The organism is Kitasatospora sp. NPDC028055 (assembly GCF_040637885.1).
Lineage (GTDB): Bacteria > Actinomycetota > Actinomycetes > Streptomycetales > Streptomycetaceae > Kitasatospora.
The window spans coordinates 1-21,393 of sequence record NZ_JBEZXE010000010.1 but is presented as its reverse complement, the minus strand read 5'-3'; the positions used below and the strand labels follow the sequence as shown (position 1 = coordinate 21,393).

Annotated in this window: 17 protein-coding genes; 11 read left to right on the top strand and 6 right to left on the bottom strand. The window is 74.4% G+C overall.

Annotated features, from left to right (window positions below; translation table 11 throughout):
- Positions 1 to 3 precede the first annotated feature (3 nt).
- Genes AB0F71_RS13825 through AB0F71_RS13795 form a run of 7 tightly spaced genes read left to right on the top strand, consistent with a single transcriptional unit; the run spans position 4 to position 7,716 of the window.
- Positions 4 to 1,029 carry an SDR family oxidoreductase gene (locus AB0F71_RS13825; RefSeq protein ID WP_360232443.1) on the top strand — a complete coding sequence of 342 codons (1,026 nt, stop codon included), beginning with the start codon at positions 4 to 6 and terminating at the stop codon, positions 1,027 to 1,029.
- Entirely contained in the window at positions 1,017 to 2,300 is a 1,284-nt protein-coding gene (locus tag AB0F71_RS13820) for a DUF4910 domain-containing protein (protein ID WP_360232440.1), read from the top strand. Before AB0F71_RS13825 ends, AB0F71_RS13820 begins: the two co-directional genes overlap by 13 nt.
- A 5-nt stretch (positions 2,301 to 2,305) precedes the next feature.
- Positions 2,306 to 3,658, top strand: coding sequence for a hypothetical protein (locus AB0F71_RS13815; RefSeq protein ID WP_360232437.1), 1,353 nt, complete (start codon positions 2,306 to 2,308; stop codon positions 3,656 to 3,658).
- The gene (locus AB0F71_RS13810) at positions 3,655 to 4,602 is read left to right on the top strand and encodes a glycosyltransferase family 2 protein (protein WP_360232434.1); all 948 of its coding nucleotides are present in this window, start codon (positions 3,655 to 3,657) and stop codon (positions 4,600 to 4,602) included. The genes AB0F71_RS13815 and AB0F71_RS13810 overlap by 4 nt, the downstream gene beginning before the upstream one ends.
- The gene (locus AB0F71_RS13805; RefSeq protein WP_360232431.1) at positions 4,599 to 5,840 is read left to right on the top strand and encodes a polysaccharide pyruvyl transferase family protein; all 1,242 of its coding nucleotides are present in this window, start codon (positions 4,599 to 4,601) and stop codon (positions 5,838 to 5,840) included. Before AB0F71_RS13810 ends, AB0F71_RS13805 begins: the two co-directional genes overlap by 4 nt.
- The gene (gene rfbC / locus AB0F71_RS13800; RefSeq protein ID WP_360232429.1) at positions 5,837 to 6,385 is read left to right on the top strand and encodes a dTDP-4-dehydrorhamnose 3,5-epimerase; all 549 of its coding nucleotides are present in this window, start codon (positions 5,837 to 5,839) and stop codon (positions 6,383 to 6,385) included. The genes AB0F71_RS13805 and rfbC overlap by 4 nt, the downstream gene beginning before the upstream one ends.
- Before the next feature lie 5 nt (positions 6,386 to 6,390).
- Positions 6,391 to 7,716: a glutamate-1-semialdehyde 2,1-aminomutase gene (locus tag AB0F71_RS13795; protein ID WP_360232426.1), complete on the top strand. Its 1,326-nt coding sequence runs from the start codon at positions 6,391 to 6,393 to the stop codon at positions 7,714 to 7,716.
- Positions 7,717 to 7,718: 2 nt separating this feature from the next.
- Here AB0F71_RS13795 and AB0F71_RS13790 read toward each other — a convergent pair whose 3' ends face one another.
- The 5 genes from AB0F71_RS13790 to AB0F71_RS13770 form a co-directional block, all read right to left on the bottom strand.
- On the bottom strand, positions 7,719 to 8,342 hold the full coding sequence (locus AB0F71_RS13790; protein WP_360232423.1) for a phosphatase PAP2 family protein: 624 nt from the start codon (positions 8,340 to 8,342) through the stop codon (positions 7,719 to 7,721).
- Between the two features lie 260 nt (positions 8,343 to 8,602).
- A complete protein-coding gene (locus tag AB0F71_RS13785) occupies positions 8,603 to 9,790 on the bottom strand; it encodes a CaiB/BaiF CoA-transferase family protein (protein ID WP_360232420.1) in 1,188 nt (395 codons plus the stop codon).
- A 233-nt stretch (positions 9,791 to 10,023) separates the two neighbouring features.
- Complete coding sequence (locus tag AB0F71_RS13780; protein ID WP_360232417.1) at positions 10,024 to 11,067, bottom strand: hypothetical protein; 1,044 nt, start codon at positions 11,065 to 11,067, stop codon at positions 10,024 to 10,026.
- A gap of 440 nt (positions 11,068 to 11,507) precedes the next feature.
- Entirely contained in the window at positions 11,508 to 14,132 is a 2,625-nt protein-coding gene (locus AB0F71_RS13775) for an RICIN domain-containing protein (protein WP_360232415.1), read from the bottom strand.
- 128 nt (positions 14,133 to 14,260) lie between these two features.
- Positions 14,261 to 15,541: an ROK family transcriptional regulator gene (locus AB0F71_RS13770; RefSeq protein ID WP_360232412.1), complete on the bottom strand. Its 1,281-nt coding sequence runs from the start codon at positions 15,539 to 15,541 to the stop codon at positions 14,261 to 14,263.
- A 159-nt stretch (positions 15,542 to 15,700) separates the two neighbouring features.
- Between AB0F71_RS13770 and AB0F71_RS13765 the strand changes: the two genes are divergently transcribed.
- Genes AB0F71_RS13765 through AB0F71_RS13750 form a run of 4 tightly spaced genes read left to right on the top strand, consistent with a single transcriptional unit; the run spans position 15,701 to position 20,931 of the window.
- On the top strand, positions 15,701 to 17,014 hold the full coding sequence (locus AB0F71_RS13765) for a sugar ABC transporter substrate-binding protein (protein ID WP_360232409.1): 1,314 nt from the start codon (positions 15,701 to 15,703) through the stop codon (positions 17,012 to 17,014).
- Positions 17,015 to 17,051: 37 nt separating this feature from the next.
- Positions 17,052 to 17,996 (top strand): sugar ABC transporter permease, encoded by a 945-nt coding sequence (locus AB0F71_RS13760; RefSeq protein WP_360232406.1) that lies wholly within the window; start codon positions 17,052 to 17,054, stop codon positions 17,994 to 17,996.
- Positions 17,993 to 18,895 carry a carbohydrate ABC transporter permease gene (locus AB0F71_RS13755; protein WP_360232403.1) on the top strand — a complete coding sequence of 301 codons (903 nt, stop codon included), beginning with the start codon at positions 17,993 to 17,995 and terminating at the stop codon, positions 18,893 to 18,895. The genes AB0F71_RS13760 and AB0F71_RS13755 overlap by 4 nt, the downstream gene beginning before the upstream one ends.
- Before the next feature lie 11 nt (positions 18,896 to 18,906).
- Positions 18,907 to 20,931 (top strand): hypothetical protein, encoded by a 2,025-nt coding sequence (locus AB0F71_RS13750; protein WP_360232400.1) that lies wholly within the window; start codon positions 18,907 to 18,909, stop codon positions 20,929 to 20,931.
- A 27-nt stretch (positions 20,932 to 20,958) separates the two neighbouring features.
- Here AB0F71_RS13750 and AB0F71_RS13745 read toward each other — a convergent pair.
- A partial coding sequence (locus AB0F71_RS13745) for an amidohydrolase family protein (protein WP_360232397.1) occupies positions 20,959 to 21,393 on the bottom strand: 435 nt, incomplete at its 5' end.

Here is a 21,393-nt window from a genome sequence, read left to right as displayed (position 1 = left end):
ACCTTGCGCGTACTGCTGACCGGACACCAGGGCTACCTGGGCACCGTGATGGCCCCCGTCCTCGCCGCCGCCGGACACGACGTCGTCGGCCTGGACGCCGGCCTGTTCGCGGAGTGCGTCCTCGGCCCGAAGCCCGCGGACCCGCCGGGGCGGCGGGTGGACCTGCGCGACGTGACCGCCGAGCACGTGGCCGGGGTGGACGCCGTGATCCACCTGGCCGCGCTCTCCAACGACCCGCTCGGCTCGCTCGCCCCGGACCTCACCTACGACATCAACCACCACGCCTCCGTACGGCTGGCGCGGCTGGCCCGCGAGGCCGGGGTGCGGCGCTTCCTGTACGCCTCCACCTGTTCCGTCTACGGCGCCGCCGGCGGCGACGAGCTGGTGACCGAGGACGCCCCGCTGCGCCCGGTGACCCCGTACGCGGAGTCCAAGGTGCGGGTGGAGGACGACCTGCACGCCCTGGCCGACGGCGACTTCAGCCCGGTGTACCTGCGCAACGCCACCGCCTTCGGCTACTCGCCCCGGCTGCGCGCCGACATCGTGCTGAACAACCTGGTCGGCCACGCGCTGCTCTCCGGCGAGGTGCTGGTGCTCTCCGACGGCACCCCCTGGCGCCCGCTGGTGCACGCCGCCGACATCGCCCGGGCCTTCGCGGCCGCGCTGGAGGCGCCGCGCGAGGCGGTGCACGACCGGGCCTTCAACATCGGCAGCGAGGCCAACAACGTCACCGTCGCCGAGATCGCCGAGCAGGTCGCCGAGGCGGTGGCCGGCGCCCAGGTGGTGATCACCGGGGAGCACGGCGCCGACCCGCGCTCCTACCGGGTGGACTTCTCCCGGTTCCGGGCCGCGCTGCCCGGCTTCGACTGCGACTGGACGGTCAAGCAGGGCGCCGTCGAACTCGCCGAGGCCTACCGGAAGTTCGGGCTGACCAGGGAGGACTTCGAGCGGCGCTTCACCCGGCTGGCGGTGCTCCGCGAGGCCTCCGGCGCGGGCGCCGTCGACGACACCCTGCGGTGGCGCCGGTGACCGGGGTCGGCGAGCAGATGCACGCCCTGGTGGAGCGGCTGTACCCGCTCTGCCGGAGCATCACCGGCGACGGGGTGCGCGCCACCCTGGCCGTCGTCGGCGAGTACCTCCCGCTGACGGTGCACGAGGTGCCGACCGGGACGCGGGTACTCGACTGGACGGTGCCCCAGGAGTGGAACATCCGGGACGCCTACGTCGCCGACGCCGCGGGCCACCGGGTCGTCGACCTCGCCGCGTCCAGCCTGCACGTGCTCGGCTACAGCGTGCCGGTGGCGGCCACCATGCCGCTGAGCGAGCTGCGCCCGCACCTGCACACCCTGCCGGAGCACCCCACCTGGGTGCCGTACCGGACCAGCTACTACACCCCGGACTGGGGGTTCTGCCTGGCCCAGCAGACCCTGGACGCGCTGCCCGAGGGCGACTACGAGGTGCGGATCGACTCCACCCTCGCGGACGGCCACCTCACCTACGCCGAGCACGTCGTCCCCGGGCAGGTCGCCGACGAGGTGCTCGTCTCCTGCCACGTCTGCCACCCGTCGCTGGCCAACGACAACCTGGCCGGCATCGCGGTGGCGACCTTCCTGGCCCGCGAACTGGCCGAGCGCTCCCCGTACTACACCTACCGGTTCGTCTTCGCCCCCGGCACCATCGGGGCGATCACCTGGCTGGCCCGCAACGCGGAGCGGGTGGACCGGGTCAAGCACGGCCTGGTGCTGGCCTGCGCCGGGGACCCGGGGCAACTGACGTACAAGCAGAGCCGGCGCGGCGACGCGGAGATCGACCGGGTGCTGCGGCACGTCCTGCGCGCCTCCGAACGCCCGCACCGGGTCACCGAGTTCACCCCGTACGGCTACGACGAGCGGCAGTACTGCTCGCCCGGGTTCGACCTCGGCGTGGGCTCGCTCAGCCGGACCCCGTACGCCGGGTACCCCGAGTACCACACCTCGGCGGACGACCTGGACTTCGTGAAACCGGAGGCGATAGCGGACACCCTCGCGGTCTGCCGCGAGGCCTTCGCCGTGCTCGACCGCAACCGGCGCTACCTCAACCTCAGCCCGTACGGCGAACCGCAGTTGGGCCGGCGCGGGCTGTACGACTCGCTCGGCGGGCGCAGCGACGCCAAGCAGGCCCAGCTGGCCATGCTGTGGGTGCTCAGCCTCTCCGACGGCGAGCAGAGCCTGCTGGACGTGGCCGAGCGCTCCGGGCTGCCGTTCGACACCGTCGCCGTCGCGGCCGACGCCCTGCGGGGCGCCGGGCTGATCAAGGCGTGACGCCGATGGCCACCGAAGGGGTGAAGGCCGCGGCCCCGGCAGGCCCGGCCGGGGAGCGGGCGCAGGCCCGGCCCGCCGGGCGGGGCGTGCTCGGCCGGGTGTCCTGGGGGCTGGCCGACCAGGCGGTCACCAGCATGATCAACTTCGCGGTGGGCATTTACGTCGCCCGGGAGCTGGGGGTGCACGCGTTCGGCGTGTTCAGCCTGGCCTGGCTGACCTACGGCGTGGTGCTCAACGTCTCCCGGGGGCTGGCCACCGACCCGCTGATGGTGCGGTTCAGCGGCGTGCCGGAGGCGGCCTGGCGCGCCGCGGCGGCCCGGTCCTCCGGCACCGCGCTCGCCGTCGGCGCCACCCTCGGCGCCGTCTGCCTGCTGGTCGGGCTCGGCCTCGGCGGCGACGTGGGGCCCGCGTTCGCGAGCCTCGGCGTCGCCCTGCCCGCGCTGCTGCTCCAGGACTCCCGGCGGTTCGCCTTCTTCGCCGCCGGCACCGGGCGGAAGGCCTTCGCCAACGACCTGGTGCAGGGCCTCGCGCTGATCCCGGCCATGGTGGTGGCGGCCCGGGTGGGCACCGTGGCCGCCTTCCTGCTCGCCTGGGGCGCCGCGGCGGCGGCGGCCGCCGGGTACGGCTTCCTCCAGTCCGGCGTCCGCCCCCGGGTCACCCAGGCCCGCGGCTGGCTGCGCGAGCAGCGCGACCTCGGCAGCCGCTACCTGGTCGAGAACGTCAGCCTCAGCGGCGCCGGCCAACTGCGCGCGTACGGGCTCGGCGCGATCGTCGGGGTCGGCGCGGTCGGCGCCGTCCGGGGCGCCGAACTCCTCCAGGGCCCCTTCCTCGCCCTGCTGATGGGGCTCTCCCTGGTCACCGTGGCGGAGGCGGCCCGGGTCCTGCGGCAGACACCGCAGCGGCTCGGCCGGTTCTGCCTGCTGCTCGGCGGCGGACAGGCCGGGGCCGCCCTGCTCTGGGGCTCGGCCCTGCTGCTGATGCCCGACCGGGCCGGGCAGTTCGTCCTCGGCGACGTCTGGCACTCCGCCTCCCAGCTCATCCTGCCGGCCACCCTCGGCGTCGCGGGCGCCGGCCTCGGCAGCGGCGCGGCCGCCGGGCTGCGCGCCCTCGCCGCCGCCCGGCGCAGCCTGCGCTGCCAACTCTTCGCCTCCGCCTGCTACCTGGGCGGCGGGCTCGGCGGCGCCGCCGCGGCCGGCACCGTCGGCTCCGCCTGGGGCGTCGCCACCGCCACCGCCTGCGGCGCCGCCGTCTGGTGGCTCCAGCTGCGCGCCGCCCTGCGCGAGCACCACCGCACACCCGTTCCCGACCCGAGCGCCACCCCCGACCTGAGCGCCACCCCCGAAGTGAGGACGCCGTGACCGCCGTTCCCCGACTGAGCATCGGCCTGCCCGTCCACAACGGCCAGGAGTACCTCGCCGAATCGCTCGACGCCCTGCTCGGCCAGACCTACCAGGACTTCGAACTGGTCATCTCCGACAACGCCTCGACCGACGCCACCGAGTCCCTCTGCCGCGAGTACGCCGCGCGGGACCGGCGGATCCGCTACCTCCGGCTGCCCCGGAACATCGGCGCCGCGCCCAACCACAACCACGTGTTCACCCAGTGCCGCGGCGAACTCTTCAAGTGGGCCTCGCACGACGACCTGTACGCCCGGGACCTCCTGCAGCGCTGTGTCCAGGCGCTGGACGAACGGCCCGAGATCGTCCTCGCCCACTCCGGCCAGGCGGTCATCGACGAGCACGGCCGGGTGAAGGTCCCCTACGAGTACGGCCTCGCCACCGACTCGCCGCGCGCCCCGGAGCGCTTCCGCAGCCTGCTGTTCGAGCCCGGCGGCGACGACTTCTACGGGGTGATCCGGGCCGACGTGCTGCGCCGGGTCAAGCCGCACGACAGCTACCACCACGCGGACCGCACCTTCGTCGCCGAGCTCACCCTGCACGGCCCCTTCCACCAGGTGCCGGAGCTGCTCTACTTCCGCCGCGACCACCCCACCCGGGCCGAGCGGGCCAACCCCTCCAAGCGCTCCCGCTGCGTCAACCTGGACCCGCGCCGGGCCGGGCCGCTGCACCCCACGCCCCGGCTGCTCGCCGAGTACGTCTGGGGCTTCGCCGCGGCCGTCCGCCGGGCGCCGCTGTCCACCGCCGACCGGCGGGCCTGCTACGGCCACCTGGCCGCCTGGATGACCAGCCGGCTGCGGCCGGGCGCCGGCGAGCGGGTCGAGGACCGCCCCCCCGTGCCGTCGGCCGAGCCCGCCGTCTCCGTCGACGACCTGGTGGCCGGGCGCGGGGGGAGGCGGGCATGACGCCCCGAACCCCGGTGCGCGTCGGGGTGTTCGGGCTGCTCGGCTCCGGCAACCTCGGCAACGACGGCTCGCTGGAGGCCGTGCTCGGCTACCTCCGCGCCGAGCACCCGGACGCCGCGGTGGACGCGCTCTGCGGCGGACCGGAGGCGGTCACCGCCCGCTACCGCATCCCCGCCACCCGGCTGCACTGGTACCGCGGCGAGTACCGCACCGCCGCCCGGGCCGGCGCCGTCCTCGGCAAGGGCCTGGGCAAGCTCGTCGACGCCGCCCGCACCGCCGCCTGGGTGCGCCGGCACGACGTGGTGATCGTCCCGGGCATGGGCGTCCTGGAGGCCACCCTGCCGCTGCGGCCCTGGGGCTTCCCGTACGCGCTGTTCCTGCTCTGCGCCTCCGGCCGGCTGCTGCGCACCCCGGTGGCGCTGGTCGGCGTCGGCGCCGCCCCGATCGGCAACCCGGCCACCCGGGCGCTGGTGCGCTGGTCCGCCCGGCTGGCCGCCCACCGCTCGTACCGGGACGAGCTGTCCCGCGACGCCATGCGGGCGATGGGCGTGGACACCGCGCGGGACGAGGTCCACCCGGACATCGCCTTCGCCCTCCCGGCGCCGCCCGCCCCCGGAGCCCGGGACGGGCGGGTCTGCGTCGGCGTGATGGACTTCCACGGCGGCGACGACGACCGCGCCCGGGCCGAGCGGATCCACCGGCGCTACCTCGACGGCACCACCCGCTTCGTCCGCGCGCTGGTCGAGGACGGCCGGCCGGTCCGGCTGCTCACCGGCGACGCGGTCGACGCCCGGGTGGTCGCCGCGATCGTCGAGGCCGTCGACTCCCCGCTGGTCACCGCCTCCCCGGCCGCCTCGCTGGCCGAGCTGATGGCGGAGACGGCCGCCGCCGACGCCGTGGTGGCCACCAGGTACCACAACCTGGTCTGCGCGCTGCGGACCGGCACCCCGACGCTCGCCCTCAGCTACGCGGCCAAGAGCGACGCGCTGATGGCCCGGATGGGGCTGGGCGCCTACTGCCACCCGGCCCGCGAGCTCGACGCCGACCGGCTGCTCGAGCAGTTCCGGGAGCTGGAGAAGCACGCGACGGAGCTGCGGCAGACCCTCGCCGAGCGGAACCTGACGGCCACCCGCCGGCTCGACCACCAGTTCACCGCCCTGACCGAGGCCGTCTTCCCGACCGCCGACCACGCCACCGCCGACCACGCCACCGCCGACCACCTGACGGAGACCTCATGAAGGCGACCGAAGTCCCGGCGATCGCCGGCGCCTACCTGTTCGAACCGACCCCGTACGCCGACGAACGCGGCTTCTTCTGCCGCACCTTCGACGCCGAGGTGCTCCGCTCCGTGGGCATCGACCCCGACGCCTTCGTCCAGCACAGCCTGTCCCGCTCGGTACGGGGCGTGCTGCGCGGCCTGCACCTGCGCTCCGGCGCCGGCGAGGCCAAGATCGTGCGCTGCTCCTCCGGCGAGGTCTTCGACGTCGTCGTGGACCTGCGGCCCGACTCGCCGACCTACCGCAACACGGCCTTCTTCCAGCTGTCCGGCGAGACCCAGGTCAGCGTGTACGTCCCGGCGGGCTGCGCCCACGGCTTCCAGGCGCTGACCGACGCCGACGTCTCCTACCGGATCGACCGCCCGCACGACCCGGCCGAGGACGTCACCATCGCCTTCGACGACCCGGAGCTGGCCATCCCCTGGCCGCTGCCCGCCACGTCGGTGTCCGAGCGGGACCGGAAGGCGCCGAGCCTCGCCGAGGCCCTGCGACCCGGGGAGAAGTGAGCGCCATGGCCGTCGACGACTTCCAGCTGCCCAAGTCCCGGGCGGCGAACGAGCGGCTGCACGCCCTGATCCCCGGCGGCGCCCACACCTACGCCAAGGGCGACGACCAGTACCCCGAGAACCTCGCCCCAGTGATCAGCCACGGCCGTGGCGCCCACGTCTGGGACGTCGACGGCAACCGCTACGTCGAGTACGGCTCCGGCCTGCGCGCCGTCAGCCTCGGCCACGCCCACCCGCGGGTGACCGAGGCCGCCCGGCGGGAGCTCGACCGGGGCAGTAACTTCGCCCGGCCGTCCATCCTCGAACTCGAGGCCGCGGAGCGCTTCCTGGACACCGTGCCCACCGCCGAGATGGTGAAGTTCGCCAAGAACGGCTCCGACGTCACCACCGCCGCCGTGCGCCTCGCCCGCGCCGCCACCGGGCGCACCCTGGTGGCCGTCTGCGGGGACCACCCGTTCTTCTCCGTCGACGACTGGTTCATCGGCACCACCCCGATGAGCGCCGGTATCCCGGACGCGATCACCGAGCTCACCGTGGCCTTCCCGTACGGCGACCTCTCCGCCACCGAGGAACTGCTCACCCGGTACCGGAACGAGATCGCCTGCCTGATCCTCGAACCGGCCGGCCACACCGAGCCGCCGCCCGGCTACCTGGCCGGCCTGCGCGAACTGGCCGACCGGCACGGCTGCCTGCTGGTCTTCGACGAGATGATCACCGGCCTGCGCTGGTCCCCGGCGGGCGCCCAGGGCCTGTACGGCGTCGCCCCCGACCTCTCCACCTTCGGCAAGGCGCTCGGCAACGGTTTCGCGGTCTCCGCCCTCGCCGGGCGCCGTGACCTGATGGAGCACGGCGGGCTGCGCCACGACGGCGACCGGGTGTTCCTGCTCTCCACCACGCACGGTGCGGAGACCCACGCACTGGCCGCGGCGATGGCCGTGCAGACCACCTACGTCGAGGAGGGCGTCACCGCCCGGCTGCACGCCCTCGGCGAGCAACTGGCCGCCGGGGTCCGGGAGGCCGCCGCCGGCATGGGCGTCGCCGACCACGTGGTGGTCCGGGGCCGGGCCAGCAACCTGGTCTACGCCACGCTCGACGAGCGCGGCCAGCCCTCCCAGGAGTACCGCACCCTCTTCCTGCGCCAACTCCTCGCGGGCGGCGTGCTGGCCCCGTCCTTCGTGGTGAGCAGCGCGCTCGACGACGCCGACATCGCCCACACCGTCGAGGCCGTTGCTGCGGCCTGCGCGGTCTACCGCAAGGCCCTGGACGCCGGGGACCCCACCCACTGGCTGGGCGGACGGCCGGTGAAGCCGGTGTTCCGGCGCTGGGTCTGAGGCTACGTCACCCCACCGGGCGCCGGCCGGCCCGCGAGCCGGTCGGCCGCTCGGTCCACCAGCCATCCGGTGGCCGGCACCAGCGCCAGGGCGGTGCACCCGCCGGCCAGGGTGTCGGTCGCGTAGTGCGCGCCGAGGGCGACCTGCGCCCAGGCCATGGCCGCCCCGGCCGCCGCCACCGCGGCCAGCACCGGCAGCGGGCGAGCCCGGCCACCGGCCGCCGTCAGGGCCAGGACGAGGGCGAGCGCCGTGAGGAAGGCGGTGTGCCCGCTCGGGTAGGACGGGTTGTCGCCGTGGATGGTGCGCCCCACCAGGTGCTTGAGCAGGGTCGCCGCCGCCACCGGCAGGCCGACGCCGAGGACGGCGAACACCGCCGCGCGCGGCCGCCGGAGCAGCAGGCAGCCCGCGACCACGGCCCCGACCAGCAGTACGGCCCCCAGCGGTTCCCCCAGGGAGTCCAGGCCCCGGGCCGCGTACCGCCACGGCGGCTCCACCCCGTACACCGCGTCCTGGATCCGCCCGTCCACCCGGCCGGGCTGCCCCTCCCCGGCGAACCGGATCCCGAGCACCAGCACCACCAGCGCCGCGAGCCCGGAGAGCCATCCGAGCCACCCGCGCAGCACCACCAGCGCGGGCTCCGCGCGCCCGGCCGGGCCGAGGGGGCGTCCCCGGTGCGCACGCTCCCGGGTCGCGCCCGCCCTGCTCCCCGCTCCGCTGTGGCCGGCCGATCCCACGCGCGCCCCCGTCGAGTCCGGACGTCCGCCCTGTGCCGAGTGGCTGACGGATCGTCAAGTGCCGTGCACCGTGCCCCCGAAGTCGGATCCACGATACGGGCGCCCGGCGGCCGCCGGGCCGGAGATCGCGAAACCCGTGGAGCGCTCGGGCCCTACCGCCCCAGTACCCCGGCGGCGCGCAGGGCGGCGATCCGGTCGGCGGGGTAGCCGAGGGCGCGCAGGGCGGAGTCGGTGTGGGCGCCCAGGGCGGGGACGGGCCCCATCGGGAGTTCGACCTCCGCGAGGTCGAACGGGGGCAGCAGGGAGCGGACCTCACCCGCCGGGGTGGCGACCGGGCGCCAGCGGTCGCGGGCGGCGAGCTGGGGGTGGTGCAGCAGGTCGCCGACCTCGTTCAGCCGGGCCGAGGCGATCGCGAGGGCGTCCAGGCGCTTGACCGCCTCCTCGGCCGTCATGGTCGCCGTCCGGCCGCCCACCAGGGCGTCGACCAGCCGGCGGCGGCGCACCCGGGCGACGTTGGTGGCCCAGTCGGGGTGGTCGGCGAGGTCGGGGCGGTCCAGGAAGCCGGTGGCGAGCCGGGCCCAATCGCGGTCGTTCTGGATGCCGATCATGACCTCGCGGCCGTCGGCCGTCGGGTAGGCGTCGTAGGGGGCGATGGCAGGGTGGGAGAGTCCGGCGCGGCCCGGTGCCCGCCCGGTGCCCTGGGTGTGGTGGAGCTGGTGGCCCAGCCACTCGGCGGTCGCCTCGAACATCGACACCTCGACCGCGGTGCCGCGTCCGCTGCCGGCCCGGCCGAGCAGGGCGGCGAGCGTCGCCGTCAGGGCGTACATCCCGGCGGCGATGTCCGAGGTGGGCACGCCGGTCTTGGCGGGCCGGTCCGGCGGGCCGGTCACCGAGGCGAGCCCGGACTCGCACTGGATCAGCATGTCGTAGGCGCGCTTGTCCCGGTACGGGCCGCCGGTGCCGTAGCCGGACAGGTCGACGGTGACCAACCGGGGGTGCCGGGCCCGCAGCTCGGCGGAGCCGAAGCCGAGCCGGGCGGCCGCCCCGGGGGCCAGGTTCTGCAGGAAGACGTCGGCGCCGGCCACCAGGTCGGCCAGCACGGCACGGCCCTCGGGTGCCTTGAGGTCGAGGACCACCGACTCCTTGCCGCGGTTCAGCCAGACGAAGTGGCTGGCCAGGCCGTTGACGCTGCGGTCGTACCCGCGCGCGAAGTCGCCGCCGTCGGGGCGCTCGATCTTCACCACCCGGGCGCCCAGGTCGCACAGGTGCCTGGTAGCCAAGGGCGCGGCCACCGCCTGCTCCAGCGCGATCACCGTGGTACCGGTCAGCGGCAGTGACATCCGGGCTCCCTCCCTGGTGGACCCCCGAGCCCTACCCGCCCCCGGCGGCGTTCAGTCAACGGCGCTCCGGCGTTCCCGGGTTCGACGCGGCGGACGCCTCGTCCAGTCCGGTGAGGGCGTCGCGCAGCGCCGCCCTGGTGGTGATGCCCAGCCTGTACCCGGGCCGGGTGCGGTGCCGGACGCCGGTACCGAGGGCGCGGCGCGTGCCCCCGGTACCGCCGTTTCCGGAGCGGTCAGCGCGACTGGGCCCACTCGTAGAGGCGGTGGGCGCTGTCGCCGAACCGGGTGGCGTAGAGCGTGCCCGGCCGCCCGCCCACGAGTTCGTCCGTGGTGGTGGTGATGCCGACGACGGTTCCGGAGCCGGTCCGGGTGTCGAACCGGGCGAGGTGCGGGCCGCCGCTCGCCCCGTGGCCCATGTTGCAGGACTCGCCCCACAGGAGGGGCGCCTTGGGGCTCTGCCGGTTCGGGCCGGCGCAGTGGATCATGCGCGAACCGGCGTACGCGGCGCCGGGGTCGTTGAGCCGGTCCTTCGGGTAGCCGAAGGCGTGGACGAACTCCCCCGCGACGGGATCGGAGAACGCGATCCGCTGGTTCCCCGTGACGTCCGCGAGCCGCCGCCCGTCGGCGGACGGGTTCGCCACCAGGATCCCCGTGTCGAAACCGGCCGCGGCGACGTCCGACGAGCCGGTTCCGTTCCGGTCGGCGTCCCAACGGGAGGACGTGGCCATGGACTTGATACTGAATCCGCCGAGCGGCTTGGTCCCGTTCCGGTAGCCGGGCACGAAGTAGGTGTTGTGCGTCCAGGTGCCCTCGGCCGTGGGCGCCCCGACGCCCCGCAGGCAGTGCGCCGCGGTGACGAGGGTGCTGCGGTTCGCGCTGGTGACGACGGTCGCGGTGCAGCTGCCGTCGTAGCCGTCGGAGAAGGTGAAGAAGAGCCGGCCGACACTCCTGTCCACCGCGCCGCCGTGGGTCCAGACGGCCCCGGGGTCCGGGGTGTTCGGGGCCAGTGGGCGCGGGTCGTCGGGCGTGTTGTCGTCGGCGGGCACGGGGGTGTTCTCGGGGACCATGGCGCCTGCCAGCTTCATCCGGGCGGCGGTCCAGTAGGCGTCGATCCGGTCGCGCTCCTGCGGGGTGGTGGCGCCGGCGTGCGTGGTGACGGAGTCCGGCTCGGCGGCGAGGGCGGCGGTGGGCAGCAGGGCCGCCGCCGCGGTGGCCGCGCTCAGCAGGAGGGCCGCTGCGGAGGGGAGTCGGCGGGGGAGTGCTCGTGTGGTTGACATTGTCGCCCATCTCGGTCGGGTTCGTCGGTGGGCAGGGGCGGCCGCGGTCCGCCCCGGTCCACCGGGGATGTCGGCACTGTACGAACGGAACGTCAGGTCCAGGTCTGGACCGCGTCTCACTCGTCCATCGGTCGCGTCAGGTTCCGGTAACGGCGGTGCGGCCCGGCAGCGGTGCCCGTTGGGCGCTCCGCCCGTTCGTCGGCCGGGTCGCGCGCGTGGGCCGCGCGGCCCGGGCCTCACGGCACGATCGGGGGGAGCGTCGCGCCGGGGGAGGACGGCGCCCAGGTCGGCGCCCCGGTCGGCGGCCCGGCGGCGGTCGCGAAAGCGGACGAACACCGGCAAAAGTCCGGTGAGCGCCCGGGATGTTGATGGGATCGTGACGTCCGGCCGCAACCGCCCCCGGCGCTGGTCAGCGCCGGGGGCGGCCGTGTGCCGGTGGGTCAGTTCAGCGTCCACCGCTGCGACGGCGTGCCGTTGTCCGGCTGTTGGGTCAGCAGGTCGCCGTCGGCGGGCCCGGCGGTGGTCAGCAGGAGTCCGCTGCGGCGGTTGGTCAGGGTGTAGGCGCCGGAGGGGAGCCGGGTGGCCGTCCAGCGCTGGTTGTCGCCGCCGGTGCAGGTCCACTGGATCACCGGGGTGCCGGGGGCGGTGGCGCCGCCCCGGTCGTCCGCGCACAGCCGGGAGTGGACGTTGGTGACGGTGTAGGAACCGTCGGCCTGCCGGGCGAAGCTCCAGCTCTGGTTCAGGCCCCCGTTGGTGGTCCAGGTGTCGAGCTGGGTGCCCGGGGTGGTGGACCAGTCGGGGACGTCCAGCGCCTTGCCGGCGGTGGACAGCACATGGGTGCCGTCGAGCACCGGGGCGGCGGTGGCCGGGGTCAGGGTGAGGGTCTGGGCGGCGACCGGGCGGGTGTCGGCGGTGCTGCCGGGGTTGTCCCAGGTGCGCTGGGGGGAGGTGGTGACGGCCTGGGCCCCGGTGGTGAGGCTGAGCGCGAGGTCGCTGTAGCGGTTGACCAGCCGGTAGCCGCCGGTGGGTGTGGACGGGCCGCTGCCCGTCGGGCTGGTCACCACGGTCTGGACGGACCACTGCTGACCGACGGTCGGGTTGCCGCCGCGGGCCGAGAGCGTGGGGGCGGCGCCCCAGGCGCGCCCGGCGTTGCCGCCGGAGTCGACGCCGAGCAGCTTGCCGGAGCCGGCGTTGGCGATGGTGTAGAAGCCGTCGCCGGTGGGGGTGAAGGTCCACTGCTGGGCGGCGGTGTCGGCGGTGGCCGAGGTGGTGAGGGCGCTCCCGTTCTGGGCCAGCGAGCGGCCGTTGCCCGCGGCGAGCCGGTACGGCACCCCGGTGGTGACGGGCGCGGCCGGCGGGGCGCCGGCGGCGGTCGGGGCGATGGTGACCTCGGCGTACTCGCCGCTACCGGTGGAGCAGCTGTACCAGCAGTAGGAGCGGAAGGACTTGCCGAGCACGGTGGTGCCGGTCCGGCTGCCGGAGTCCACCAGCCAGCGGTACCAGGAGCTCTGCGGCCCGCCGACCGAGCCGATGTCGGTCCACTGCTGGGTGGCCAGGTCGTCGGTGACGTAGTAGTGCTGGGGCTGGTCGGAGCCGGCCTCGTTCTCGGGGGTGCCGACGTACTTGCCCAGGTAGGCGCTCCAGGCGATGTTCAGCACCGAGAGCTGCGAGGGGGCCGGCATGGTGCCGGCGGCGATCTGGGTGCGGATGCTGCCGGTCCGGCCGGGGGAGTAGCTGTCGCCGGGGGCGAGGTAGCCGGTGCCGACCCCCTGAGCGGGGACGAGGTCGCTCTCGGCGCCGCCGACGCCCGGGGTGGACCAGGAGCCGTCGTGCCACTTGGTCCAGGAGGAGGCGGCCATCTTCCCGGAGATCGGCGCGCGGGCGACGTGCTCCTCGAAGCCGCCCCAGCCGCCGGTCTTGTCGACGGCCCGGGACATGTAGAACACGTAGAAGTAGCCGGAGCGGTAGTCGGTGAACAGGCGCGGATCGCCGTCGCCGTAGGAGTAGGTGGAGTTGGGGAAGGTCGTGGTGTCGCCGCGGACGGTGCTGTACGGGGTGGTGATCGCGTGGTCGGTGATGGACCAGGTGTGGCCCCGGTCCTTGGAGACGGTGGCGTCGATGGCGTCGTAGTGCAGGCCGTCGCCGAACGGCTGCGGGGTGAACTCGTTGTGGACCAGGCCGTACCACCAGCCGGTGTCGGGGTCGACCCAGACCCCGGTCAGGTCGCAGTAGTTGGGCTGGGCGTAGCCGGAGCCGGCGGGGGCGGCGGTGGCGCCGCGGCCGGTCGGGCTGTTGTTGCAGCGCCAGGTGGTGTCGCCGTTGCTGTCCCGGGGGTCGGCGGGGTTCACCGCCGTGCTGATCGGGGCGAGGGTGGCGGTGTCGAAGTTCGAGCCGCTGTAGAACTGCCAGCTGCGGCCGTCCTTGGCGCCGTACAGCGAGTGGGCGGACTGGTAGTAGAACTGCCCGTCGGTGTCGGTGTAGCCGAAGGCGGGGGTGTCGTCGGCGTTGCCGAAGGGGACGGGCTTCCCGGCCGAGAGGGTGTACGAGGCGGGCGGTGCCGCGCTGCCGCCCCAGACCTCGGTGGCGGACGGCGCGCACGGGGCGAGGCCGACGCGGGCCCCGTCCGTGGCCGAACTGCTCTGGACGGCAAGGCACTTGGCCGACTTGGCGGAGTAGACGGTGCCGTCCGGGAGCCAGCCGAACCGCTGGTTGGGGCCGGAGGTGCAGCTGTAGAGCTGGAGCAGTGCGCCGGTGGCGTTGGAGGCGTCAGTGACGTCCAGGCACTTGCCGAAGGCGGTGACGCTGCCGTCGGGGTTGCGGGTCCACTGCTGGCGGGCCGAGCCGTCGCAGCCGAGCAGCTGGACGGGGTTGCCGTCGGCGGTGCCGCCGCCGGCGTCGTCCAGGCACTTACCGCCGATGGTGACCGTGCCGGTGGTGGCAGTGGCGGCAGCGGGCGGAGCGGCGGAGGCGGGGGGTGCGGCGGCGAGCGGGAGGCAGGTTGCCGCCGCCAGGGCCAGGACCGGCACGAGCGAGGCCCGGGCCGGCCGGGACGTCGTCCGTCTCATCGGGGGATCCTTCCGGAGGCGTGCCGCCCGCGAAGTGGGGGAGGCGGCACGACTGGCGATTAGTTCCGCCAGAATCCGAACTTATTGTGGGTCATGTCAACCCCCGTGCAGCAGATCGGCGTGTACGGTCAGCGCCGCGCGGGCGTCATGGCGCTGGTCGGGTCCTGGTAGACGGCGTCCAGGGCGAGCAGCGCCCCGCCCCGGGCGGTCCCGGTCAGCCCGGTGGTGGACAGCACGATCTTGCAGCCCCCGGCGTCCGGGGCCATCACCCGCTCGCGCACCTGGGCGGTCACGCTGTCCAGCAGGTACTCGCCGAGGAAGGCGAAGTGCCCGCCGAGGACGATCAGCCGGGGGTTGAGGACGTCGGCGAGCAGCGCCAGGCCGGGGGCGAGGTTGTCGCCGATCCGCTGCACCGCGGCCAGGGTGCGGGGGTCCCCGGCGCCCGCCCGGTCGCGCAGTTCGGCCAGCCGGCGCTCCAGGTCCACCATCGGGTCCCAGACCAGGTCACCGGGGTCGGCGGCGTAGCGCAGCAGGGCGCCGCGGCCGACGGTGGTCTCCCAGCAGCCGCGTCTGCCGCAGGCGCACAGCTGCTCGGAGGGCACCAGCTGGAGGTGGCCGACCTCGCCCGCGTACCCGCCCGCGCCGCGCACCAGCTGCCCGCCGGCGATGATGCCCACCCCGACGCCGGTCTGGCCGGTGACGTAGACCAGGTCGCGGACGTTGTCGGCGGAGGCGGTCACGTACTCGGCCAGCGCACCGAGCTTCGCGTCGTTCTCCAGGTGCATCTCGGGGGCGCCGGGGCCCAGCCGCTCGCGCAGGCCGGCGATGGCGGGCACGTCCCGCCAGCCGATGTTGGAGGCGAAGCCGACGGTGCCGGTGGCCATGTCGGTGGCGCCGGGCGTGGCCAGGGTGACCCCGGCGACCCGGCCGCCGTCGCGGTGCAGCGCCTCGATGCCCCGGGCGACCAGCTGGGCGGTGGTGTCCAGGGTGGCGTCGGGCCCGGCGGCCCGGACGTCGAAGGGGATCCGCTGCTCGGCGGTGACCTCGCCCTTGAGGTTGAGGGCGAGCAGGCTGACGTAGTCGACGTTGATCTCGGCGCCGATGCCGTGCACGTCGCTGCCGTCGATCTCCACGGCCTGGCCGGGCCGGCCGACGGTGCCCCGGTCCCGCTCGGCCTCGCCCTCGCGGATCAGCCGGCCCTCCAGCAGTTCCGCGGTGAGGTTGGAGACGGTGGCCTTGGGCAGGCCGGTGTCCTCGGAGATGCGGGCGCGCGAGCGGGGGCCCTCGTCGCGCAGCAGCCGCAGCACCATGCCGAGGTTGGCCCGGCGGGACGACGAGCGGTCGCGGGCGACGGCCGGCCCGGCCATCGCCAGACTCCGTACGCCCGAGCCTTGAAGTGCTGCCTTCACGAACCGCTCCTCCTCCGCTGCCACCGTCACGGCCGACGCGGGCGCCGACGCAGCTCTTGACTTTATCAGGGTTGGTTCAAACAATAACCGAACGAATTGGCCGGTTCCCGTTTCGCCCCCAGGGTTCGGGCCCCGCCCTCCCGGTTCGAGGAGACACACGTGAAGACAAGACCCGTTTCGACCGCCTCCGCGCTCGCGCTCATGACGGCCGCGGTCCTCGTGGCCGGCTGTTCCTCCGGCGGCAGCGGCAGCGGCGGTTCGGACGCCGCCTCGGGCCCGGTCAAGCTCGACTTCTGGGGCTGGGCCCCGGGTTACGAGGAGTCGGTGGCCCAGTTCAACAAGACCCACCCGGACATCCAGGTCAGCTTCGGCAAGACCGCCTCCGGCGCCAAGGGCGGCTACACCAAGATGCTCACCGCCGCCAAGGCCGGCAACGCCCCCTGCCTGGCCCAGGTCGGCTACGAGACCCTGCCCAGCTTCGCCGCGGCCGGCGCCCTCACCGACGTCGGCAAGTACACCGCCGACGCCAAGGGCAAGTTCGCCGACTGGACCTGGAAGCAGGTCACCGTCGACGGCCACACCTACGGCATCCCGGTCGACACCGCACCGATGGCCCTGATGTACCGCAAGGACCAGTTCGCCAAGTACGGCATCGACAAGCCCCCGGCCACCTGGGAGGAGTACGCGGCCGACGCCGCCAAGGTCCACGCCGCCGACCCCACCGTCTACCTCGGCAACTTCGGCAACGACCCCTACACCTACGCCGGCCTCGCCTGGCAGGCCGGCGCCAAGTGGTTCGGCACCGGCAACGACCAGTGGCAGGTCAGCCTGAACAGCGACGCCAACCGCAAGGTCGCCTCCTACTGGCAGGACCTGCTCGACAGGAAACTCCTCAAGACCGACCCCAGCAACGACGCCTCACAGTTCAGCGACATGGCCAACGGCAAGATCCTCTCCGACGTCAACGCGGTCTGGGACGCCCCCATCATCGCCGGCAGCGTCAAGGACGGCGCCGGACAGTGGGCCGTCGCCCCGATGCCGGTGTGGGACGCCGCCAACCCGGCCTACGGCAACGACGGCGGCTCGGCCACCGCCGTCCTCAAGGGCTGCGCCCACGCCAAGGAGGCCGCCGAGTTCGCCACCTGGATGAGCACCGACACCGACAGCGTCGGCAACCTGATCAAGGTCACCGGCATCTACCCGGCCGCGACCTCGGCACTCGCCCACCCCGCGCTCTCCCAGCCCGACCCCTTCTACGGCGGGCAGGTCATCTACGACGTCTTCAAGGCCGAGACCGCCCACATCACCACCGACTGGCAGTGGGGCCCGACCATGACCCAGACCTCCACCGACCTCGGCGACGGGCTCGGCAAGGCGGGCACCGGCGGCACCACCCTGCCGAACGTGCTCGCCGACGCGCAGAGCAGGACGGTGGCGGGCCTCAAGCAGCAGGGCCTCGCCGTCGCCGGCTGACCAGGCACCCGGCCCGACCAAGGAGGGACGACCCCCCATGACCACCGCCCTCGCCGGGCGGACAGCACCGCAGGACCGCGCCGCCCGCCCGGCCCGCCCCGCCCGCCACCGGGCCCGGACCGTCGCGCTGTTCCTCGGCCCGTTCCTGCTGCTGTTCACGGCGCTGTACCTGGCGCCGATCGGCTACACCCTCTACCAGAGCCTGTTCCGGATGCACCGCTCCGGCCTCGGCCTCTCCGCCCCCACCCAGGCCTTCGCCGGCCTCGGCAACTACGCGACGGCGCTGGGTGATCCGGCCTTCCGCGGCTCGCTGCTGCGGGTGCTGCTGATCGGCGTGGTCCAGGTGCCCGTGATGCTGCTGCTGGCCCTGGTGCTGGCCCTGCTGCTGGACGCCGGGTCGACGATGTTCAAGCGGTTCTTCCGGCTGGCCTTCTTCCTGCCGTACGCCCTGCCCGGGGTGGTCGGCGCGATCATGTGGTCCTACCTGGTCGCGCCGGGCCTGAGCCCGATCACCGCCGCCGCCCACCACCTGGGCCTGGACCTGAGCCTGACCTCGGACGGCATGCTCGGCGCGACCATCGGCAACATGCTGACCTGGGGCTGGACCGGCTACAACATGCTGATCATCCACTCCGCCCTCCAGGCCATCCCGGCCGAGCTGGGCGAGGCGGCCCGGATGGACGGCTGCTCGGCCTTCGGCATCGCCTGGCGGATCAAGGTCCCGATGATCCGCCCGGCCCTGGTGCTGACCACGGTGTTCTCCATCATCGGCACCGCCCAGCTCTACAACGAGCCCGCGATCCTGCACAACGTCGCCCCCAACCTGAGCAGCAGCTACACCCCCATCTACGCCGCCTACAACGCCGTGGACGCCAACGACTTCAACCTCGCCGCCACCGAGTCCGTGGTGCTCGCGGTACTGGCGTTCGCGCTGTCCTTCGGCTTCCTCAAGCTCGTCCAGCGCCGCGGGGAGGCCCTGTGAGCACCACCACCCACACCCGCACCCACACCCGCACCCACACCAACACCGCCCGTACGGCCCGGTACCAGGCCTCCCGCTGGCTCACCCTCGGGGTGCTGCTGATCGCCTCGGTCTACTTCCTCGCCCCGGTCTGGTGGCTGCTGGTCGCCTCGACCAAGACCAGCAGCGGACTGTTCGCCGGAAACGGCTTCTGGTTCGGCGACTTCGCCCTCGCCGACAACCTGCGGGACGTGTTCACCCGCCAGGGCGGGATCTACTGGCAGTGGCTCGGCAACAGCGCCGTCTACGCCGTGGGCGGCGCGGCCGGCTCCACCCTGATCTCCGCGATGGCCGGCTACGCACTGGCCAAGTACCGCTTCCGGGGCCGGGAGTTGACCTTCAACGGGGTGCTCGCGGCGGTGCTGGTGCCGCAGCCGCTGCTGGCCGTGCCGCTCTACCTGATGTTCTCCGAGCTGCACCTGGTCAACTCCTACTGGGCGGTGCTGCTGCCCAGCACGGTCAGCCCGTTCGGCGTCTACCTGGCCAGGATCTACGCCGCCGCCTCCGTACCGGACGAGCTGATCGAGGCCGGACGGATCGACGGCGCGGGCGAGTTCAGGATCTTCGCCACCATCGGGCTGCGGGTGATGTCCCCGGCGCTGGTCACGGTCTTCCTGTTCCAGTTCGTCGCCATCTGGACCAACTACCTGCTGCCCGTGCTGATGCTGGCCGACGACCACCTCCAGCCGGTCACCGTCGGCGTGGTCGGCTGGCAGGCCCAGCGGGCGCTCGGCCCCGGCGCGCCGCCGCTCAACATCGTGGTCACCGCCGCCATGGTCTCCGCGATCCCGCTGGTCGTCCTGTTCCTGTCCCTGCAACGCTTCTGGCGCGCCGGCCTCACCGCCGGGAGCGTCAAATGAGGAGGCCCGGCGTGCCCGCCCGGTACCAGCTGCGGTTCCAGCTCCACCCCACCCCGGACGCCGCCGAGCGCGCCGCCGAACTCGTCTCCTTCTGCCGGGAGTCGGGTGTCGAGGAGGTCGTCCTGCTGCTCGCGGCCGAGGAGCTGTACCCCGGCCACCCGGCGGGCGCGGTCGAGGACCGGCTGTACGACACCGCCGCGACGGCCGCGGCGGTCCTGCGCGCAGCCGGGCTCGACGTCAGCCTCAACCCCTGGGTCACCGTCGGCCACGCCGACCGCGGCCGGGCCGACCGGCTCGGCTTCGCCCCGATGGTCGGCCCGGACGGCACCGTGGCCACCGCCCAGGCCTCCCCGGCCTGCCCGAGGTTCCGCGCCTGGATCACCGCCCACTACGCCCGCTTCGCCGAACTCGACTTCCGCGTCCTGTGGTTGGAGGACGACTTCCGCTACCACAACCACGCTCCGCTGCCCTGGGGCGGCGGCTTCGAACCGCTGATGCTGGAGCGCCTCGCCGAGCTGGTGGGGGAGCCGGTCGACCGGGAGCGGGTGGTCACCGCCGTGACCGCCCCCGGCCCGCCGCACCCGTGGCGCGCCCTGCTCCAACAGGTCTGGCGCACCGTCCAGTTGGAGGTCGCCACCGAGGTGGCGGCGGCGGTCGCCAAGGCCTCCGACGGGCGCTCGCGGCTCGGCCTGATGAGCTCCGAGCCCGGCGTCCACTCGGTCGAGGGCCGCGACTGGCCGGCCCTGTTCGACGCGCTCGCCATCGACGGGCAGGCCTGGCACCGGCCGCACTTCGCCCGCTACTCGGACGCGCCGGGCCGCGAACTCAGCTTCTCGGTCTGGATGCTGGAGGTCCAGCGGGCCCTGCGGCCGCGCTACGTGCGCAGCGCGCCGGAGGTCGAGAACTGGCCGCACACCGCGTGGTCCAAGTCCGACACCCAGACCTGGTCGGAGCTGGTGGCCGCCCAACTCGCGGGCTCCGACGCGCTGTTCCTCAACCTCCACCCGATGCAGTCCGGCGCGGCCAGGCGCTTCCCCCAGGTCGCCGAGCTGCTGCGCCGGTCCCGGCCCGCGCTGGACCTGCTCGCCGGGCCGGTGGCGCACACCCACGGCGTGACGCTGCCGGTCCGCCAGGACGCCGCAGCGCACGTCCGCACCCGCCGGGGCGGCGACCTCGCCGAACTGGCGGTCGACCCCGGCCCGGCCGCGGACCACCTGCTCCGCTACGGCGTCCCGGTCACCGCCGAGGACGGCCCGGTCCGGGTGCTGTTCGGGCAGCTCGCCTGGGCCTACGGGGACGCCGAGCTCCGGCGGATGCTCGCCGACGGCCTGCTGCTCGACGGCACCGCCGCCCACATCCTGCGGGCGCGCGGATTCGGCGAGCTGCTCGGGGTGACCGTCGAGGAGGTGGTCGAGCGCGGAGCCACGGGCGGCCCCGGCCCGTACGCGCTGGAACGGGTGCTGACCGGGGAGGGCGCGGGTGCCTACCTGAGCGTCAACGTCCAGCCCGCCCTGGCCCGGCTCCGGCCGGCGGCGGGGGCCGAGACCTGGACCGAGATCCTCACCCCCGACCACCGGTTCTGGGGCGCCGGCCGGTGCGTCTACACCAACGAGCTCGGCGGCCGGGTCGCGGTGACGGCCGCCACCGCCGTCGAGCTGCTGCCCCACGACGACGACGGGCAGCGCCTGCTGCACGCTGCCGTCCGCTACCTGGAGGGCGACGCCCCGACCCTGCCGCTGGTCACCGGCGGGCCCCACCTGATCCCGCAGCTGACCCGCACCGAGCACGGCTGGCGGCTCGCCGTCGCCAACGGCAGCGCCGACCCGGCCCACCCCCGGGTGCACCTGCCCGGCGGGGCGGTCCACGCCGAGGGCGCCCTGCTCCGGCCGCTGGCCGAGCCCGAGCAGGTCGCGACGACCGTGACGACCACGACCGTCGCGACGACCGCGGCCGTCGGGACCACCGCGACCGCCGGCACCGTCGAGGTCGCCGAGCCCCTGCCGCACCGAGGCTGGCTGCTCCTCGACTGGCGGTAGCCCCGCGTCCGGCCCGGGCCCCTCGGCTCAGGCCGACCTGACGGTGGGGAAGCGGTCGCCGCCGACGGCCCAGCGGCCGCGGCGCATCACGGCGACCAGGTCGTACGTGTCGGAGTCGAGCACGACCAGGTCGGCGAGCTTGCCGGTCTCCAGCGAGCCGACCGAGTCGGCGAGGCCGAGCAGGCGGGCCGGGGTGGCGCTGAGCGACTCGACCGCCTGCGGCAGGGTCAACCCGTGCACCAGCAGCGCCCGGCGGAGCACCCGGTCGAGGGTGAGCGTCGACCCGGCGATGGAGCTGCCGTCGGGGAGCATCGCGACGCCGTTCTCGACGCGGACCTGGAGGGGGCCGAGGGGGTAGAGGCCGTCTCCCATGCCGGCGGCGCCCATGGCGTCGGTGATCAGGGCGACCCGGCTGGGGCCGGCGGTGCGGTAGGCGAGGTCGAGGACGGAGGGGTGGAGGTG

Coding starts and splice junctions, on each gene's coding strand:
- AB0F71_RS13780 (WP_360232417.1), bottom strand. CDS start 11,067: ATGTCAACCACACGAGCACTCCCCCGCCGACTCCCCTCCGCAGCGGCC.
- AB0F71_RS13815 (WP_360232437.1), top strand. CDS start 2,306: ATGGCCACCGAAGGGGTGAAGGCCGCGGCCCCGGCAGGCCCGGCCGGG.
- AB0F71_RS13775 (WP_360232415.1), bottom strand. CDS start 14,132: ATGAGACGGACGACGTCCCGGCCGGCCCGGGCCTCGCTCGTGCCGGTC.
- AB0F71_RS13805 (WP_360232431.1), top strand. CDS start 4,599: ATGACGCCCCGAACCCCGGTGCGCGTCGGGGTGTTCGGGCTGCTCGGC.
- AB0F71_RS13785 (WP_360232420.1), bottom strand. CDS start 9,790: ATGTCACTGCCGCTGACCGGTACCACGGTGATCGCGCTGGAGCAGGCG.
- rfbC (WP_360232429.1), top strand. CDS start 5,837: ATGAAGGCGACCGAAGTCCCGGCGATCGCCGGCGCCTACCTGTTCGAA.
- AB0F71_RS13795 (WP_360232426.1), top strand. CDS start 6,391: ATGGCCGTCGACGACTTCCAGCTGCCCAAGTCCCGGGCGGCGAACGAG.
- AB0F71_RS13760 (WP_360232406.1), top strand. CDS start 17,052: ATGACCACCGCCCTCGCCGGGCGGACAGCACCGCAGGACCGCGCCGCC.